The sequence below is a fragment of the Paraburkholderia lebeckiae genome, assembly GCF_050436225.1.
In the GTDB taxonomy this organism is placed as follows: Bacteria; Pseudomonadota; Gammaproteobacteria; order Burkholderiales; family Burkholderiaceae; genus Paraburkholderia; species Paraburkholderia tuberum.
Window position 1 is genome coordinate 4,308,820 of sequence record NZ_JBNDLU010000002.1, and the last position, 12,422, is coordinate 4,321,241.

12 protein-coding genes are annotated in these 12,422 nt (G+C 65.5%); 3 read left to right on the forward strand and 9 right to left on the reverse strand.

Translation table 11 applies throughout. The features are described 5' to 3' along the window. Positions 1-84: 84 nt before the first annotated feature. The 7 genes from OKW45_RS34550 to OKW45_RS34580 all read right to left on the reverse strand — a co-directional run bounded on the left by OKW45_RS34550 (position 85) and on the right by OKW45_RS34580 (position 6,249). Positions 85-870 carry a DODA-type extradiol aromatic ring-opening family dioxygenase gene (locus OKW45_RS34550; RefSeq protein ID WP_429473249.1) on the reverse strand — a complete coding sequence of 262 codons (786 nt, stop codon included), beginning with the start codon at positions 868-870 and terminating at the stop codon, positions 85-87. Positions 871-1,004: 134 nt separating this feature from the next. After that, positions 1,005-1,607, reverse strand: coding sequence for a UbiX family flavin prenyltransferase (locus tag OKW45_RS34555; protein ID WP_429473251.1), 603 nt, complete (start codon positions 1,605-1,607; stop codon positions 1,005-1,007). Between the two features lie 40 nt (positions 1,608-1,647). Next, the gene (grxD, locus tag OKW45_RS34560) at positions 1,648-1,959 is read right to left on the reverse strand and encodes a Grx4 family monothiol glutaredoxin (protein ID WP_018420101.1); all 312 of its coding nucleotides are present in this window, start codon (positions 1,957-1,959) and stop codon (positions 1,648-1,650) included. A gap of 113 nt (positions 1,960-2,072) precedes the next feature. After that, on the reverse strand, positions 2,073-2,960 hold the full coding sequence (gene prmC, locus OKW45_RS34565; protein WP_429473253.1) for a peptide chain release factor N(5)-glutamine methyltransferase: 888 nt from the start codon (positions 2,958-2,960) through the stop codon (positions 2,073-2,075). 10 nt (positions 2,961-2,970) lie between these two features. Continuing rightward, positions 2,971-4,053 (reverse strand): peptide chain release factor 1, encoded by a 1,083-nt coding sequence (gene prfA / locus OKW45_RS34570; RefSeq protein ID WP_429473255.1) that lies wholly within the window; start codon positions 4,051-4,053, stop codon positions 2,971-2,973. 119 nt (positions 4,054-4,172) lie between these two features. Next, positions 4,173-5,459, reverse strand: a complete 1,287-nt coding sequence (gene hemA / locus OKW45_RS34575) for a glutamyl-tRNA reductase (RefSeq protein ID WP_018420104.1) — start codon at positions 5,457-5,459, stop codon at positions 4,173-4,175. A gap of 79 nt (positions 5,460-5,538) precedes the next feature. Further along, entirely contained in the window at positions 5,539-6,249 is a 711-nt protein-coding gene (locus tag OKW45_RS34580) for a response regulator transcription factor (RefSeq protein ID WP_018420105.1), read from the reverse strand. Between the two features lie 229 nt (positions 6,250-6,478). On the opposite strand from OKW45_RS34580, the gene OKW45_RS34585 reads away from it, so the two are divergent. The 3 genes from OKW45_RS34585 to OKW45_RS34595 are packed head-to-tail and all read left to right on the forward strand — an operon-like array spanning position 6,479 to position 9,248. Then, positions 6,479-6,757 carry a hypothetical protein gene (locus tag OKW45_RS34585; protein ID WP_018420106.1) on the forward strand — a complete coding sequence of 93 codons (279 nt, stop codon included), beginning with the start codon at positions 6,479-6,481 and terminating at the stop codon, positions 6,755-6,757. A gap of 18 nt (positions 6,758-6,775) precedes the next feature. Then, positions 6,776-8,590: an aminopeptidase P family protein gene (locus OKW45_RS34590; RefSeq protein ID WP_429473257.1), complete on the forward strand. Its 1,815-nt coding sequence runs from the start codon at positions 6,776-6,778 to the stop codon at positions 8,588-8,590. Positions 8,591-8,624: 34 nt separating this feature from the next. Further along, positions 8,625-9,248: an HAD family hydrolase gene (locus OKW45_RS34595; RefSeq protein ID WP_429473259.1), complete on the forward strand. Its 624-nt coding sequence runs from the start codon at positions 8,625-8,627 to the stop codon at positions 9,246-9,248. A gap of 14 nt (positions 9,249-9,262) precedes the next feature. Here the strand turns inward: OKW45_RS34595 and OKW45_RS34600 are convergent, their stop codons facing one another. Both OKW45_RS34600 and ettA read right to left on the reverse strand, forming a co-directional pair. Continuing rightward, the gene (locus OKW45_RS34600; protein ID WP_429473260.1) at positions 9,263-10,387 is read right to left on the reverse strand and encodes a DUF748 domain-containing protein; all 1,125 of its coding nucleotides are present in this window, start codon (positions 10,385-10,387) and stop codon (positions 9,263-9,265) included. Between the two features lie 156 nt (positions 10,388-10,543). After that, complete coding sequence (gene ettA, locus OKW45_RS34605; protein ID WP_018420110.1) at positions 10,544-12,208, reverse strand: energy-dependent translational throttle protein EttA; 1,665 nt, start codon at positions 12,206-12,208, stop codon at positions 10,544-10,546. Between the last annotated feature and the right edge of the window lie 214 nt (positions 12,209-12,422).

Genomic DNA, 12,422 nt, shown 5'->3' on the forward strand with positions numbered 1-12,422 from the left:
ATCTTTCGGGGCCGATAAAAAGCCCGCCTGATCACTGATCAGGCGGGCTTTTTGTTGACTTTTGTGCGCGACCCCCGCGCCGGATCAGGCGGTCCCGAACACGTAGTTCGTCATCGCGAGCGAGCGTTGGTAGGTGCCGAGCGACTGGATCGCGAGCGAATAGTCGTCGTCGGCGGCGCCGAGCGCAGCGAATACCGGCAACAGATGCTCGTCGGTCGGATGCATCAACACCGCGTGCGGCGCCTGGCGGCGATAGTCGAGCAGCGCGTCGATATCGCGCGCGACAAGCTTGTCCTCGAACCAGTCGGTGAATTCGGCCACACGCGGATCGGCGTCTTCCGGGCGCGCGGAGAAATCGGCGGCGCGCAGGTTATGGGTGATCTGGCCGGAGCCGATCACCATCACGCCTTCGTCTTTCAGCGCGCGCAGCGCGCGGCCGACGCGGAAATGATGCGCGGCGTCCTTGCGCGGTTGGATCGACAGTTGCGCGATCGGCACGTCCGCTCGCGGAAACATCAGCAGCATCGGCACCCATGCGCCGTGGTCGAGTCCTCGCGGCTGCACGTCCGCGACGATGCCGTTCGCGCCGAGCAGCGCGGCGGCGCTACGTGCGACGTCGGGCGCGCCCGGCGCCGGGTATTGGATTTCATAGAGCTGGCGCGGAAAACCATAAAAATCGTGAATGGTTTCAGGCGCCGTCGCGATGCTCGCGAGTGGCTGCGCGGTGCCCCAGTGCGCCGACAGCATCAGAATTGCCGCAGGACGCGGCAATTGCGTGCCGAGCGCGCCGAACTCGGCGGACGGCATCGACGGATCGATCGGCAACGTGGGTGCGCCGTGAGACAGGAAAAGCGAAGGTAAGCGGTTCATGAGAGCAACGCGGCCGAGTAAGCACGGCACGGAGAAATTGGGTTGCTACCAATATAGGTCCGCACGCCAGCTTGATAAACGGGTTCGGCGGGAATTGATTGCGTCGCGGCTGTTGTTAATCCGCGTTGTCGCGGTTAATCCTGCGCGCCCCGCAATCCTTCCCACGCCGGCGACAATGCTGGCCCTAGCGCAAACAGATCGAGCACGCGTGCGACAGTGTGGTCGACCATCTCGTCGATCGAAGCAGGCCGGTTATAGAACGCGGGCAGCGGCGGGAAGATCACTCCGCCCATTTCGGTGACGGCCGTCATATTGCGCAGATGCGCGAGATTGAACGGCGTTTCGCGCACCAGCAGCACGAGACGGCGACGCTCCTTCAGTGTGACGTCGGCGGCGCGGGTGATGAGGTTGTCGGCGAAACCGTGCGCGATGCTCGCGAGAGTTTTCATCGAGCAGGGCGCGACGATCATGCCGTCGGTCGCGAACGAGCCGGATGCGATGCTCGCGCCAACATCGCGCACCGAATGGACGACATCCGCGAGCGGATGCACGTCTTCCTTGCCCAACTGGAGTTCATGCTGGATGTTGAGCAAACCCGCGCTCGAAATCAGCAGGTGACTCTCGACGCCGCCGAGCCGCCGCAGCGTCTCGAGCAGCCGGATGCCGTAGATGGCGCCGGTGGCGCCGGTGATCGCGACGATCAGCCGGCGAGGCACCGCGGTGCGTGCTTGCTGCATGGCTTGCGGCGCCTGATGAAGCCAACGAAGCGTAGAACGCTCAGGCCGCGGCGAACAGCTGCTGCAGTTCGCCCGATTCGTACATCTCCATCATGATGTCCGAGCCGCCGATGAATTCGCCCTTCACGTACAGCTGCGGAATGGTCGGCCAGTTCGAGAACACCTTGATGCCCTGACGGATTTCGTCGTCTTCGAGCACGTTGACGGTCTTGATTTCACCGGCACCGCACGCCTTCAGGATCTGGATGGCGCGGCCGGAAAAACCGCACATCGGGAACTGGGCCGTGCCCTTCATGAAGAGAACGACGTTGTTGCCGTCGACGATTTGCTTGATGCGTTGTTGCGTATCCATGACTGACCTTGCGGTTCCGATAAAGGATGAGATTAGGCTGAAATGATAGCGGATTTCGCTACGGGCGGCCGCAGCCACGTCGCGCCTGGGGGTTTTAGCCTCGGCGACCGCGCTCAGGCCGCAGCGGCGCGCAGCACGCCGCCGCTGATCCGCTCGATGCCGGCGAGATCGCGCGCCGAGCGGACCTCGGCAAAACCGCGTTCGCTCAGCAACCCGCGCACGGCTTCGGCCTGGTCGTAGCCATGTTCGATCCAAAGCGTGCCGTCGGCGGCGAGACGCTCGGGGGCGCCGGCGACGATCGCGCGGATCGCGCTGAGGCCGTCGGCCTCGTCGGTGAGCGCGCCGCGCGGCTCGAAGCGCAGATCGCCTTCACGCAGATGCGGGTCGCCGCTCGCGATATACGGTGGATTGCTGACGATCGCATCGAAGCGCAACGCGGCGTCGAGCGAGTCGTACCAGTCGCTGGGCAGGAATACGACGGCGCCCCCCGGGCGTTTCACGTCGAGCAGGCGCGCGCTGTTGCGCGCGGCGACGGCGAGCGCGTCGGCCGAGCGGTCGAGCGCCCAGACCTGCGCGTCGGGCCGCATCGACGCGATCGCCACCGCGATTGCGCCGGTCCCGGTGCCGAGATCGAGCACACGTGGGCGCGGCCGAGGTTCGATCGCCGCGAGCGCGGTCTCCACCAGCAGCTCGGTCTCAGGACGCGGAATCAGCACGTGCGGCGTCACTTCGAATTCGAGCCCGAAGAATTCGCGCGCACCGACGAGCTGCGCGACCGGTTCGCCGGCCATGCGCCGCGCCTCGAGCGTGCGATAACGCTCGACGCTTGCGCGTTCGAGCGGCTCCTCGCCGCGCGTGATCAGCTGCGTGCGCCGCCAACCGAGCACATGCGTGAGCAGAATCCGCGCTTCGAGCGGCGGCAGCGGCGATGCGCGCAATAGCGCCTCGGCCGTGGCGGGCAGAGCGGTGGAGTCGAGCGGAGCCGGGGAGGCGTCGGTCATTGGCGGGGCGTTAGTCGGCGTCGCCGAGCGAGGCCAGCAGTTCGGCCTGATGCTCGCTGACAAGCGCCGCGATCAGTTCTTCGAGATCGCCATCCATGATCGCGTCGAGGCGATACAGCGTCAGATTGATGCGGTGATCGGTGAGGCGCCCCTGCGGGAAGTTGTACGTGCGGATGCGCTCCGAACGGTCGCCCGAGCCGATCAGGTTCTTGCGCGTCGCCGCTTCCTTCGCCTGCTGCTCGTGCGCCTGCTTGTCCTTGATGCGCGCGGCGAGCACCTTCAGCGCGCGATCCTTGTTCTTGTGCTGCGAGCGGTCGTCCTGACATTCGACGACGATGCCCGTCGGCAAGTGCGTGACGCGCACCGCCGAGTCGGTCTTGTTGATGTGCTGGCCGCCCGCGCCCGACGCGCGGAACGTGTCGATACGCAGATCGGCCGGATTGATCTCGACTTCGCCGATCTCGTCCGCCTCCGGCATCACCGCGACCGTGCACGCCGAGGTATGGATGCGGCCCTGCGTTTCGGTGGCGGGCACGCGCTGCACGCGATGCCCGCCCGACTCGAACTTCAGCTTCGAATACGCGGCATCGCCGGCAATTCGCACGATCACTTCGCGATAGCCGCCGAGGTCCGATTCGCTCGCCGACATCATCTCGGCCTGCCAGCGGTTGCGCTCGGCATAGCGCAGATACATGCGCAGCAGATCGCCCGCGAACAGCGCGGATTCGTCGCCGCCGGTGCCCGCGCGGATTTCGAGGAAAATGTTGCGCTCGTCGTTCGGATCTTTCGGCAGAAGCATTTTCTGCAGTTCGACGCCGAGCGTCTCCATACGATCGCGTGCTGCGCGGATTTCATCTTCGGCGAAATCGCGCATCGACGCGTCGGCGAGCAGTTCCTGCGCCGTGGCGGCGTCGTTTTGCGCCTGGCGCCACAGCCCGTAATGCTCGACGAGCGGGCCGAGCTCCGCGTGTTCGCGCGTCAGCTTGCGGTATTGGTCGAGGTTGGAGGTGACGTCCTCGCGGCTCAACAGGTCGTTCAGTTCGGCCAGCCGGGTGGTCAGCTGGTCGAGCTTGCGTTGCATGCTCGTTTTCATCGGGCGGGTAGCGGAGCGGACTCCGGAATGGATGCGGCCAGGAGAACGGGCGAATGCCCGGGGCGGAGCACTTTGCGAGCCACGGCGGTGGCGCGCGGGGTGCGGCGAGCACTGCGCCGCTAACGTTCGGTAGAGCCGGAGTGTTTGTAGAAGCCGCTCATCAGTTCGATCAGCTTGTCGCGGTTGTCGGTGCTCGCGCGATTCAGCGCGTGCGTAGGACCATGGATCAGCTTATTGGTGAGCGATTGCGACAGTGCCTCGAGGACTGCGGCCGGATCGTCGCCGCGCGCGAGCATTTTCTGCGCGCGTTCGACCTCTGCGCGGCGCAGCGTGTCGGCCTGCGTGTGCATGTGGCGGATCACCGGCACGATGCTGCGCGCATCAAGCCACTGCATGAAGTTCTGCACGCGCGTTTCGATGATCGCTTCGGCCTGCGCGACCGCGGCCTGGCGCGACGCATTGCCTTCGCGGACGATCGCGCCGAGGTCGTCGACGGTGTACAGGAACACGTCTTCGAGCTGGCCGGCTTCGGGTTCGATGTCGCGCGGCACCGCGAGGTCGACCATGAAAATCGGCCGGTGACGGCGCGCCTTGACCGCGCGCTCGACCGCTCCAAGACCGATGATCGGCAACGTGGACGCTGTGCACGACACGATGATGTCGAATTCGTGCATCCGCGCGGGTAACTCGGAGAGCGGAATGGCGCGGCCGTTGAAGCGCTCGGCGAGCCGCATGCCGCGCTCGGCGGTTCGGTTCGCGACGACGAGTTCCCGCGGATGCTGCGCCGCGAAGTGCGTCGCGCAAAGTTCGATCATTTCGCCAGCACCGATGAACAGCACGCGCTGGTTCGCGATCTTGTCAAAAATGCGTTGGGCGAGGCGTACCGCGGCCGCGGCCATCGACACCGACTGCGCGCCGATTTCGGTCGTGCTGCGCACTTCCTTCGCGACGGCGAAGGTGCGCTGGAATAGCTGATTCAGATAGGTGCCGAGCGCGCCGGCTTCGGAGGCGGTGCGCACCGCGTCCTTCATTTGTCCGACGATCTGCGTTTCGCCGAGCACCATCGAATCGAGCCCCGACGCGACGCGGAACGCATGGCGCACGGCTTCGGACTGCGGCAACGCATAGACGTGCGGCGCGAGTTCATCGATGGGGAGGTTGTGGTACTTCGACAGCCACTGCACTGAGGCTTCGCGCGCGGTGAGGTCGTCGGTCGCGCAGTAGAGTTCGGTGCGGTTGCAGGTGGACAGAATTGCGGCCTCGGGCGCGTTGGGGGCCATGTGGCCCAGCCAGATGCCTTTGAACGTATCCAGAGCGGGCTTTATCTGTTCGAGCGGAAACGCCACGCGTTCGCGCAAGGCGACAGGCGCAGTGTGATGGTTGATTCCGATCGTTAGAAGCTGCATTTGGGGGAGCTATCGTTCAGCCTCATATTATAGCGTTTCCACGATACTCACATCCTGCCCGCCATATATCCCCCATGCGTCAGTTCGCGCCTGTCAGGCTCTCCGGCGGGATCGCGTCGAGCTGGTAACCGTAACCATAGACCGGCGTCAGCGTGTAGCCAAGCTGCGGGCGCAGTTGCAACTTGCTGCGCACGCGCGACGCGTGGGTGTCGATGGTGCGCGACTTTACGTCGCGGCGGCGGGCCCACACGGTTTCGAGAATATGCGCGCGCGACACCGGCCGCGCGAGATTGTTGAACAACAACAGCGCGAGGCGGAATTCCTTCGGCGTCAGGATCACGGTCAGGTCGCGGAATGTCACGGCCAAATTCGCCGCGTCGAACGTATAGCCGCCGATCACGTCGCGTCGACGGTTGGGCGGCCGCCGTAGGCCCGCACGGCGCTGCAGCGCCTCGATACGCGCGAGCATTTCGGGGCCGCGCACTGGCTTGCTGAGACAGTCGTCGGCGCCGGCATGCAACGCGGCGACGATCTGGCATTCGCGCGGTGCGGTCAGCAGCATCATGACGGGCAGGCCCGGCAGAATGGAGCGCGCGCGCGGGATCACGTCTTCGGCGCAATGGTCGCCGGCCCAACTTTCGGTGATCAACAGGTCGAAAAATTCGTCGGTAGCGCGCTGCAGGAACGTGGCGCTAGTGGTGAAGTGCTGGCACGCGTGGCCGCCGGCGAAAATGAGCCGGTCAACCAGTTTGGCGTGTTGGACGTCGGGTTCGATAAGGGCGATGCGCATGGCGCTGCGTCAGCCTGGCAACGGGCGAAGCATGAGGCGTTTTCGTCAGACTTACAACTTGCCTAAGCACACCCCGATCCCTAAACTCAACCGCTATGCGGAAAGCGCCGTGCTGAACTTGTATAGTTGAGGAGGCAAAAATGCTAGCGTTGGCGGCTCCTTTCGCCTATGAGACGAATCCGAAATTGATCTTGCCGTGTTTGAGCGCCCAGTCTGGAGTCGACGCCTGATGGGTTGGCCGGGCATTCTCCTACTCGGCGCGGTGATCGGCCTCGCGGGCTGGTGGTTGCATCCGCAGCGCCGCGCGAGCCGCGCCCGCTGGTGGGCCGCGCTGTTGGCCGGTGTGCTCGGCACGAGCGTCGCGCGGATGGCCGGCAATGTGACAAGTCTCTTCCATGACGGCGACATGCTCGAATGGCCGGTATGCACCGCCGTCGCGCTCATCGCCGTCGCCGTGACGGTCGGCCTCTTGTCGCGTCAATCAACGCGCCGGTCAATCCGTCGATGAATCCTTGCAGGTAACTCCATGAACGCCCGACTTCCCGAAACCTCCTCCATTCCCGAGCGCCTCGCGAGCCTGCGCGCCGCGATGGCGCGCGAAGGCATTGCCGCTTACCTCGTGCCGTCGGCGGATCCGCATCTGTCCGAGTATCTGCCAGGGCGCTGGCAAGGCCGCCAGTGGCTGTCGGGCTTCACCGGCTCGGCCGGCACGCTGATCGTCACCGCCGATTTCGCCGGCGTCTGGACCGACAGCCGCTACTGGGAGCAGGCGAGTGCGCAGCTCGCCGGCAGCGGTGTCGAGCTGATGAAGATGACCGGCGGCCAGCTCACGACGCCGCATTTCGAATGGCTCGCGCAGAACGTCGCGAGCGGCGGCACGGTCGGTGTGGACGGCGCGGTGCTGGGCGTCGCGGCCGCGCGCGCGTTGAGCGCCGCACTGATCGCGCGCGGCGTGCGATTGCGCACCGACCTCGATCTGTTCGACGCGATCTGGGCGCAGCGCCCGGCGCTGCCCGCCGACGCCGTCTTCGAGCACGCCGCGCCGCAAGCGGGCGTCACACGCGCGGACAAGCTTGCGCAGGTGCGTCGCGCGATGGTCGAGAAAGGCGCGCAGTGGCACTTCATCTCGACGCTCGACGACCTCGCCTGGCTGCTGAATCTGCGCGGCGCCGATGTCAGCTACAACCCGGTGTTCGTCGCGCACGCGCTGATCGGCGTGGATCGGGCGTCGCTGTTTATCGCCGACGGCAAGGTGTCGCCAGCGCTCGCCGAAGTGCTCGCGCGCGACGGCATCAGCGTCGAGCCGTACGCGAAAACCGCCGACGCGCTTGCCGCCCTGCCAGCCGGCAGCACGCTGCTGATCGATCCGCGCCGCATCACGTACGGCTCGCTGCAGGCGGTGCCGTCGTCGGTCAAGGTGGTCGAGGCGGTCAATCCGTCCACTTTCCTGAAGTCGTGCAAGACCGCCGCCGATGCCACGCACGTGCGCGAGACGATGGAGCAGGACGGCGCCGCGCTCGCCGAATTCTTCGCGTGGTTCGAAAGCGCGCTCGGCCGCGAGCGCGTCACCGAGCTGACGATCGACGAGCGTCTGACGGCAGCTCGCGCGCGCCGTCCCGGCTTCGTGTCGCTGAGCTTCGCGACGATCGCGGGCTTCAATGCGAACGGCGCGATGCCGCACTATCGCGCGACCGAGGAGTCGCATGCGGTGATCGAAGGCAATGGCCTGCTGCTGATCGATTCGGGCGGCCAGTATCTGAGCGGCACGACCGACATCACGCGCGTCGTCCCGGTCGGCACGCCGAGCAACGAACAGCGCCGCGATTTCACGGTCGTGCTGAAGGGCATGATCGCGCTGTCACGCGCGCAATTCCCGCGCGGCATCCGCTCGCCGATGCTCGACGCGATCGCGCGCGCACCGATCTGGCAGGCCGGCGCCGACTATGGCCACGGCACCGGTCACGGGGTCGGCTACTTCCTGAACGTGCACGAAGGCCCGCAGGTGATCTCGCACTACGCGCCGGCCGAACCGTGGACCGCGATGGAGGAGGGCATGATCACGTCGAACGAGCCGGGTCTGTATCGGCCGGGCAAGTGGGGCGTGCGCATCGAAAACCTCGTGCTGAACGTGGCCGCCGAAAAAACCGAATTCGGCGATTTCCTGAAGTTCGAAACGCTGACACTGTGTCCGATCGACACGCGCTGCATCGAGCTGTCGCTGCTGCGCGACGACGAGCGCGCGTGGCTCAACGCGTATCACGAGACGGTGCGCACGCGCCTAGCGCCGCATGTGTCGGGCGACGCGAAAGCGTGGCTGGAACTGCGCACGCAACCCATCTGAGCCTAGCGACGACCTTCCCAAAGGAGCGTGGTGGATGGCGATCAAGGCAGTGGTGTTCGATTTCGGCGGTGTGCTCATCGACTGGAGTCCCGAGTACCTTTACCGCGAGCTGATTCCCGACGAAGCCGAGCGCCGCTGGTTCCTCACGCACGTCTGCTCGATGGACTGGGTGATCCGCCAGGATGGCGGTCAGCCGATCGTCGAAGCCACCGACGAGCTGATCGCGCGGTTTCCCGATCACGAACCGCTGATCCGCGCGTTCTATGAGCGCTGGCACCAGATGGTGGCGGGTGTGCTCGACGACGGCATCGCGCTGATGGAAAAGCTCGAAGCGGCCGAGGTGCCGCTCTTCGGGCTGACCAACTGGTCGGCCGAGACGTTTCCGTACGCGTGGGAGCACTATCCGGTTCTGCGGCGGTTTCGCGACATCGTCGTGTCGGGGCGCGTGAAGCTCGTGAAGCCCGACCCGGCGATCTTCGCGGAGATGCGCCGGCGCATCGCACTGCAAATGCCCGGTGTCGAGCCGGCCGAACTCGTCTTCATCGACGACAACGCGAAGAACGCCGAAGCCGCGACGGCGCTCGGCTGGCACGGCGTGCATCACGCGAGCGCCGCGCAAACGGAAGCCAAGCTGCGCGAATTGGGCTTGCCGGTTTGACCTGACCGCCGCCGCTACTGCCCCAGCAGATTCTTTAGCGCATTGCCGAGACCCTTGACGGTCTCGCCCGCACCCTTCGCGACGCCTTCGACGCTGACCCCGAGCGCCTTCGCAAACCCCGCGCCGATGCGCGTGAGGATTCCTTCGCGCACCGAGAACTTCGGATCGCGCAGATCGCCGTCGAGCACGAAATGCAGCGTGATGTCGCCGTTATGCGTCTTCAGCGCCGCGACGGCGGCGCGGGTCGGAATCGACATGAACGTCTCGAGCGGATTGTCGGATTCGGCGAGCTGCAGATTGTGGACTGTCACCGTGCCGGGCGCATGGAGATGATAGTTCCGCACCGTCGATTCAATCGTCAGGTCGACGGTGCCGCCCGTCACCTGTGCGCGCGTGCCGGCCTTCTTCAGCAGATACGGATCGAGCATCGCAATATCGACGCCGTGCAGCGTGCTCGTCGTCTGCGAATCGCGGCTGGCGATTTTGATCCAGCCGTCGAACGTCACGGTGCCCGTATGCGCCGGCCCCTTCATCGAGCCGCGAACGCTGACATTGGTCGGTTCGGTAAGCGCCGGCAGATGCAGATGGTCGACGCTCGCGTTGGCGTTGCTGACCGTGACCTTGAACGGCGGCGGCCCGACAGTCATGTCGTAGAAATGGAAGTTGCCGTGTTCGAAGCGGATATGGTCGACCAGCTTTTCGCGCGGGATCGGCGGCGCCGTGCCGGCGTTGCCCGGCTGATCGCCGCGGTTCAGCGATTCGCGCAGGTTCGGCAGCAGATTCAGCGAGCCGTCCTTCGTGCGTAACACGGCCATGTCGAAGCCGCGCACGACGACCTCGCGGATATGCATGCGCCGCGCGATCAGATCGCGCACGTCCGGGGTGATCGTGATTTCGTCGGCGCGTAGCGGTTCGCCCGCTGGCCAGCCAGGCGGCGCTTTTAGCACGACGTGGGTGAGGTGTACCGAGGTGAGGCCGACGTCGATACTGTCGGCGCTGCCAAGCGGCCCGAGCGCCGCGCTGACGCGATTCTTGACCTCCTGTTGCGCGAATTGCGTCGCGCCGATTGCGGTCAGAATCAACGCCAATAGCGTTGCCCCCAGGACGACGATCCAGCGCCTGACCTTCGACATCGCCATGCCTGTCTCCTCGTCACCGCATCGCGCGGCGTGGTGTTGACCGTCTGTCGCGTGCGCGAGACTTTCACGCGCGCCTCCATCTAGCGACGGTCAGCAACGCGCATGCCCCGCGGCCCGTCCGGCATTACGCCAGACGGGCCGTCGTCCGCCCGCTTCTTAACGCGAGATCGGCTTGTAGCGCAGGCGCTTCGGCCGCGCGCCTTCCTCGCCGAGACGCGCGCGCTTGTCCGCTTCGTATTCCTGGTAGTTGCCGTCGAAGAACGTGACTTGCGAGTCGCCTTCGAACGCGAGGATATGCGTCGCGATGCGATCGAGGAACCAGCGATCGTGCGAAATCACGAGCACCGAGCCCGCGAATTCGAGCAGCGCGTCTTCGAGCGCGCGCAGCGTTTCGACGTCGAGGTCGTTCGACGGTTCGTCGAGCAGCAGTACGTTGCCGCCCGCGATCAGCGTCTTCGCCAGATGCAGACGACCGCGCTCGCCGCCGGACAGATTGCCGACGATCTTCTGCTGGTCGCCGCCCTTGAAATTGAAGCGGCCGATATACGCGCGCGACGGCGTTTCGTACTTGCCGACCGTCAGCACGTCCGCGCCGCCCGAGATTTCCTCGAACACGGTCTTGGTGCCTGCGAGCGCTTCGCGGCTCTGGTCGACGTACGCGAGCTTGACGGTCGGACCCTGCACGATCTCGCCCGAATCCGGTTGCTCGCGGCCGGTCAGCATACGGAACAGCGTCGACTTGCCGGCGCCGTTCGGACCGATGATGCCGACGATCGCGCCGGCCGGGATCTTGAAGCTGACGTTATCGAGCAGCAGCCGGTCGCCGTACGACTTGCTGACATTCTTGAACTCGATCACTTCATTGCCGAGGCGGTCGCCGACCGGAATGAAGATTTCCTGCGTTTCGTTGCGCTTCTGGTAGTCCTGGCTGTTCAGTTCCTCGAAGCGCGCGATACGCGCCTTCGACTTCGCCTGGCGGCCCTTCGGGTTCTGGCGCACCCACTCGAGTTCCTTCTTGATCGCCTTCTGACGCGCGGACTCCGACGCTTCTTCCTGCTTCAGGCGCTCTTCCTTCTGATCGAGCCAGCTGCTGTAGTTGCCCTTCCACGGAATGCCGTGGCCGCGGTCGAGTTCGAGAATCCACTCGGCGGCGTTGTCGAGGAAGTAGCGATCGTGCGTGACGGCGACCACGGTGCCCGGGAAGCGCGTCAGGAACTGCTCGAGCCATTCGACCGATTCCGCGTCGAGGTGGTTGGTCGGCTCGTCGAGCAGCAGCATGTCGGGCTTTTGCAGCAGCAGCTTGCACAGCGCGACGCGGCGCTTTTCGCCGCCCGACAGATGCTCGATCTTCGCGTCCCATGCCGGCAGGCGCAGTGCGTCGGCGGCGATTTCGATCTGCTGCTCGGCGCTGCCGTCGGTCGTTGCGAGGATCGCTTCGTACTTCGCCTGCTCGGCGGCGAGCGCATCGAAGTCGGCGTCCGGCTCCGCGTAGGCCGCGTAGATCTCGTCGAGCTTTTTCTGCGCGTTGAACACGTCGCCGAGGCCTTCCTCGACCGCTTCACGCACTGTTTTCTGCGGATCGAGTTGCGGCTCCTGCGGCAGATAGCCGATGTTCAGGTTCGGCATCGGTGTCGCTTCGCCTTCGATCTCCGTGTCCACACCGGCCATGATGCGGATCAGGGTCGACTTGCCCGAGCCGTTCAGGCCGAGCAGGCCGATCTTCGCGCCGGGGAAGAACGATAGCGAAATGTCTTTGAGGATCTGGCGCTTGGGCGGCACGATTTTGCCGACCCGGTTCATGGTGAAAACGTATTGGGCCATTTGCTTGCAGTAGACGTTGACGACGCCGGCCGCGTGCGGGCGGGCAGTCGGGGGTGAATGGGTAATCGGTGTGAGGGCCGGGCGGAACACCCGGCGCCGGCCGGCGCGGCGTCGGATTCGACGGCGCTGCCGCGCGCGGCAAGTGGTTCAGGTGGCATTGTACTTCGCGGCGAGGGCCGGGCGGCAGGGGAGTTCCGGCGGCGGGCCGCCGTCG

Bases quoted from the DNA above. Each gene is read 5' to 3' on its own strand.
- OKW45_RS34590 (WP_429473257.1), top strand. From the start codon at position 6,776: ATGAACGCCCGACTTCCCGAAACCTCCTCCATTCCCGAGCGCCTCGCG.
- hemA (WP_018420104.1), bottom strand. From the start codon at position 5,459: ATGCAGCTTCTAACGATCGGAATCAACCATCACACTGCGCCTGTCGCC.
- OKW45_RS34550 (WP_429473249.1), bottom strand. From the start codon at position 870: ATGAACCGCTTACCTTCGCTTTTCCTGTCTCACGGCGCACCCACGTTG.
- prmC (WP_429473253.1), bottom strand. From the start codon at position 2,960: ATGACCGACGCCTCCCCGGCTCCGCTCGACTCCACCGCTCTGCCCGCC.
- ettA (WP_018420110.1), bottom strand. From the start codon at position 12,208: ATGGCCCAATACGTTTTCACCATGAACCGGGTCGGCAAAATCGTGCCG.
- OKW45_RS34580 (WP_018420105.1), bottom strand. From the start codon at position 6,249: ATGCGCATCGCCCTTATCGAACCCGACGTCCAACACGCCAAACTGGTT.
- grxD (WP_018420101.1), bottom strand. From the start codon at position 1,959: ATGGATACGCAACAACGCATCAAGCAAATCGTCGACGGCAACAACGTC.
- OKW45_RS34600 (WP_429473260.1), bottom strand. From the start codon at position 10,387: ATGGCGATGTCGAAGGTCAGGCGCTGGATCGTCGTCCTGGGGGCAACG.
- OKW45_RS34585 (WP_018420106.1), top strand. From the start codon at position 6,479: ATGGGTTGGCCGGGCATTCTCCTACTCGGCGCGGTGATCGGCCTCGCG.
- OKW45_RS34555 (WP_429473251.1), bottom strand. From the start codon at position 1,607: ATGCAGCAAGCACGCACCGCGGTGCCTCGCCGGCTGATCGTCGCGATC.
- prfA (WP_429473255.1), bottom strand. From the start codon at position 4,053: ATGAAAACGAGCATGCAACGCAAGCTCGACCAGCTGACCACCCGGCTG.
- OKW45_RS34595 (WP_429473259.1), top strand. From the start codon at position 8,625: ATGGCGATCAAGGCAGTGGTGTTCGATTTCGGCGGTGTGCTCATCGAC.